The sequence below is a fragment of the Mesorhizobium sp. P2_A12 genome, from assembly GCF_056405075.1.
Genome location: NZ_JBFUCU010000061.1, coordinates 1 through 4,596 on the forward strand (window position 1 = coordinate 1; position 4,596 = coordinate 4,596).

Annotated in this window: 2 protein-coding genes and 2 pseudogenes; 1 reads left to right on the forward strand and 3 read right to left on the reverse strand. The window is 59.4% G+C overall.

Going from position 1 to position 4,596, the window contains the following annotated elements:
• Positions 1-1,566 (reverse strand): annotated as a pseudogene (locus AC1DZU_RS35350) (hypothetical protein); the annotation flags it as partial.
• 531 nt (positions 1,567-2,097) lie between these two features.
• A pseudogene (locus AC1DZU_RS35355) lies at positions 2,098-2,397 on the reverse strand (Ig-like domain-containing protein); the annotation flags it as partial.
• Positions 2,398-2,810: 413 nt separating this feature from the next.
• On the opposite strand from AC1DZU_RS35355, the gene AC1DZU_RS35360 reads away from it, so the two are divergent.
• On the forward strand, positions 2,811-3,905 hold the full coding sequence (locus AC1DZU_RS35360; protein WP_477292067.1) for an alpha/beta hydrolase family protein: 1,095 nt from the start codon (positions 2,811-2,813) through the stop codon (positions 3,903-3,905).
• Between the two features lie 259 nt (positions 3,906-4,164).
• Here the strand turns inward: AC1DZU_RS35360 and AC1DZU_RS35365 are convergent.
• Positions 4,165-4,596 (reverse strand): tetratricopeptide repeat protein (locus AC1DZU_RS35365; RefSeq protein WP_477292069.1); only part of this gene is annotated, 432 nt, incomplete at its 5' end.

Genomic DNA, 4,596 nt, shown 5'->3' on the forward strand with positions numbered 1-4,596 from the left:
GCCGCCTGAGCTGATGCGGACAGTGGCACCAAGCAGATTCGAACTGTCATCATCCGAGATCGCCAAGCTAGGCGAGAGCGTCTGCGCCGCCGCGTTCTCCGTATACGCCGCGCTCGTCGCCACCGACGACAGAACCGGCGCATCGTTGACGTTGGCGATTGCTGCGGTCGCAGCACTTGCCACAGATTCCGTCGTGCCATGCCCGTCGGTATAGCTCGCCACCACCTGGACGGTGGCGCCGACATCGGCTTCGCCAAGCGTATAGGTCGCGTTCGTCGCGCCGCCGATGTTGACAAAGCCGGAGCCGGTGTTGCGCTGCCATTGGTAGCTGATCGTGCCGTTCCCATCGGCGTCAGAAAGCGTGTTTGACGCCGTCAGCACCTGGTCCTCGGTCGTCGTGCCGGCGATCGACACCGAACCGGTCGGCGCGTCGTTGACGTTGGCGATCGCCGCAGTCGGCGTGCTCGCCACCGATTCTGCCGTACCGTGGCCGTCGATATAGCTCGCCACCACGCGAACCGTCGCCCCGACATCGCCGTCGCCAAGCGCGTAGGTCGAATTCGTCGCGCCGCCGATGTTGACAAAGCCGGAGCCGGTATTGTGCTGCCATTGATAGCTGATCGTGCCATTCCCGTCGGCGTCGGCCAGCGTGTTCGACGCCGTCAGCACCTGGTCCTCGGTCGCAGTGCCGGCGATCGACACCGAGCCGGTCGGCGCATCGTTGACGTTGGCGATCGCCGCCGTCGGTGTGCTCGCCTTCGACTCCGGCGTGCCGTGGCCATCGGTATAGCTCGCCACGACGCGCACCGTGGCGCCAACATCATTGTCGCCAAGCGCGTAGGTCGCGTTCGTCGCGCCGCCGATGTTGACGAAGCCGGAGCCGGTATTGTGCTGCCATTGGTAGCTGATCGCACCCAGCCCGTCGGCATCGGCCAGCGTATTCGACGCCGTCAATACCTGGTCCTCGGTCGCCGTGCCGGCGATCGTCACCGACCCGGTCGGCGCATCGTTGACGTTGGCGATCGCCGCCGTCGGTGTGCTCGCCTTCGACTCCGGCGTGCCGTGGCCATCGGTATAGCTCCCCACCACGCGCACCGTAGCGCCGACATCGGCATCGCCTAGCGTATAGGTCGTGTTCGTCGCGCCGCCTATGTTGACGAAGCCGGAACCAGTGTTGCGCTGCCACTGGTAATTGATCGCACCCAGCCCGTCGGCATCGGCCAGCGTGTTCGACGCCGTCAGCACCTGGTCCTCGGTCGCCGTGCCGGCGATCGACACCGAGCCGGTCGGCGCATCGTTGACGTTGGCGATCGCCGCGGTCCCAGCACTTGCCACAGATTCCGCCGTGCCGTGCCCGTCCGTGTAGCTCCCCACCACGCGCACCATGGCGCCGACATCGGCATCGCCTAGCGTATAGGTCGTGTTCGTCGCGCCGCCTATGTTGACGAAGCCGGAACCAGTGTTGCGCTGCCACTGGTAATTGATCGCACCCAGCCCGTCGGCATCGGCCAGCGTATTCGACGCCGTCAATACCTGGTCCTCGGTCGCCGTGCCGGCGATCGTCACCGAGCCGGTCGGGGAATGATTGACTGTACCGACGTTAATGGTGGCCGTAGCAAGTCCGGTATCGGTCCCACCATTGGCGGTCCCACCTCCGTCTACCAGCGTGAATGTGACAGTGCGAGGAGACGAGGGCGGACTGCCTAAGGAATTAGAATAAGAGATATGCTCGAGAAGTACGGAAACTAAACTCGGGGTTGCCGCATTGAGCAGGCTGATGACGAGATCAGAACCATTGCTGCCACCCGAAATCGTTCCAACTTTGGTGCCCGAGACGGACACATTGCCGCCCGATAGTGTCACGGAGGCGTCGGTAGAGATAGTAAGTTGATCCGACACTGCCTTGTTCTGGGTGATCGCAACGCGTAGCGAGCCTCCACCGAACTTGGCGGAGTCAATATCGGTAATGGTTGCAGACGGGGCGATCTTTGCAGCCGCGCCGCCCGGTGAATAGGCGAGGATTGCGGAAGTCCCGCCAGCGGACCCGTTGAGATCCACCACGGGTGCGTCATTTACCGCCGCTAGGTTGATTGTGACTGAGGCTGAGCTCGACGAAACGCCGCCTTGGTTGTCGCGAACGTTATAATTGAAAGAGGCAACGCCACTAAAATCCGACGCAGGCATGAAGTAAAATGTATTGCTTGCGTAAACCGTGTTGATGACCGCCGGAATTGTGTGGGCATTGTCCAGGTAGAGGGTGCCGTTCGATGGCAATGACGTCAGAACATAGCCTGTGACCGAGCCATCCATGTCCGATCCGCTTAACACCAGCGTGGACAGGTGATCCTCGAAACCACTTACGGTGATTTTGTCGGCCTTGGGTAATTTATTCGCCATAACACACCCCTGATGACAACCTGGGGTCTACTCGGCGCTGACGGTAGCTCGGAGTTTGCACGTGCTAAGGCACAATACATCCACACGATTTGAGTGGCACTAGCCACTCAAACTTTTTCCTCTCCGAAGCTACCCCGTTGAGTAGCTTCCCACCTTTTCCCTCACATATTAGCGATATCTTAATTATGAGATTGAGTCCAATATTCAGTTTAGAAAAGTTCAATCGGGTCGAAACATGAAACAAAATAATAGTTTGGTTGCCAGAGACGCCGCTTCAGCTGGGCCAACGGGGCAGCGCCATGGAGATTGAGAGTTGTTCGGCTGCTTTGCGGCATGATCTGCATTGTCAATGACAGCAATCCGCGTCAAATATCCGAAGGCCGACGATACGGAGCCGGCTAAGAGGTGAGAATATGGGCCGGTTGAGCCTTCCGTTGGCTGGGCTTGTCGTGTTGTGGCTAGTGGCCGGTCTTTCACCCGTGTTCGCCGCGGACTTCACGAAGCCAGGGCCATTTGCAGTCGGTCTCCAGAAGTTCACTATCCCCGACATTTCCGGCAAGCATCCCATGGCGACCATGGTCTGGTATCCCGCCGCCGGTCCCGCCCCCGATCCCAACGCCGCAATCTTGATGGTGTCGATGGATGCGCCTGCGGCAACAACCGGTCCTTATCCGTTGGTGATCTTGATCCACGGGCTCGACGGTACCGGCGGCCTTTACGGCGCGTTGGGTCGGCAACTCGCATCCTATGGTTTCGTCGTAGCTGCCGCGGACTATGATACTGGACTCGGCGGACCACTGGATGAAGGAGTTAGCCGGGAAGATGGGAGGGCGATCTGGCTGCTCTACGATCACCCTGCCAATGTGGTCCGGGTGATCGAATACACTGATTCATTGACCGCCCCGGGCGGCAAGCTGGCCGGGACAATCGACACCTCCCACATCGGTATTTGGGGACATTCGAGCGGCGGAACCACTGTGTTCCAGGCGGGAGGCGCCCGGGTCAACTTCAGAGAACTCGATGCGTGGTGCGCTGTAAATAAAAAGGAGCCATCCGCCAATGAATCATGCCAATTCGTGGGCCATGAGCAATCGGTTGCGACGCAGTATGGTGTCGCTGATCCGTTTGCGGCCTCAATGCCGCCCATCTGGGATAAACGTGTAGCCGCTCTTGTCGCCGGAGCTCCAGGCGGCGAGTTGCATGCCCTTGGCGACACGGGCATTGCGGAGGTCAAGGTGCCGACGCTCATAATGTTCGCCTCCGACGATGCCGCGGTATCGCCTAAACACAACGCTCTGTGGGCGTATGATCAAATCAGCAGTCAAGAAAAGGCGTTGGCCAAGTTCGATCATGGCGGGCACATGATGTTCATGAACTCTAAGCAAGCGAACGCCCTGACCACCGCGTTCTTTCTCGACATCCTCAAGGGCCACCCCGCCGGCAGGCCAGCGCTGATGCCCGACGCCGTTTCATTTCCGGGTCTAAGCTATGAAACAACGCTCCATTAAGCCTGTGGCCGTCGATCAAAAGAAGACGTCTGCGATTCTTCCTATTCTGAACCCAAGGCAGAAAATCAACTCTTCAGACTGAATGTCAGAAACGCGCCCATGTTCGGACCTACGCGGGGACAACCGTGACGTCTCATCTCAACCATTCCGTTACATTCCAGTCCAAACGGACGAATGCGCGTCTCGGGTGCGCAATGAGCCAAGCTTGCATCAAATCGACGCAAACTATGTTGTCGGAACCGACGCAGATGGTGCGACCTCAACGGCTCAGGGCGTCCAGCGCCCGTTGTGCCGCGATGAGGTCGACCACCGGATATCTGGTTTCAAACGTGTCGATCACGGATCGTAGACGCGTCGCGGCCTCATGGACACGACCTTGACGTGCCAGAACTGGTGCTAGTTGGGTTGTGGCGCGAAGCTCGAAGAGTCTCGCTTGCTGACGACGGGCAGTGGCAATCGCAGTTTCGAATAGGTGCGCGGCGCCCGTCAGGTCATTTCTGCCCGCGGCGATTTGGCCACGAAGGCGAATGCATTCTGCTAGATAGCTCGCTTCGTCCGTATCGAAAACGAGGGTATCGATATCATCAAGCATTTGCGATGCCTCGTCGAGGCGACCGGCCCGCAGGAGAAGATCACAAAGTTCGCATGCCTTCTCAGGGGTATGAAATACGACGCCCTGCCCACGCCAAAG

What these genes read in the sequence shown, in the direction of transcription:
- AC1DZU_RS35360 (WP_477292067.1), top strand. Translation starts at nt 2,811, where the DNA reads ATGGGCCGGTTGAGCCTTCCGTTGGCTGGGCTTGTCGTGTTGTGGCTA.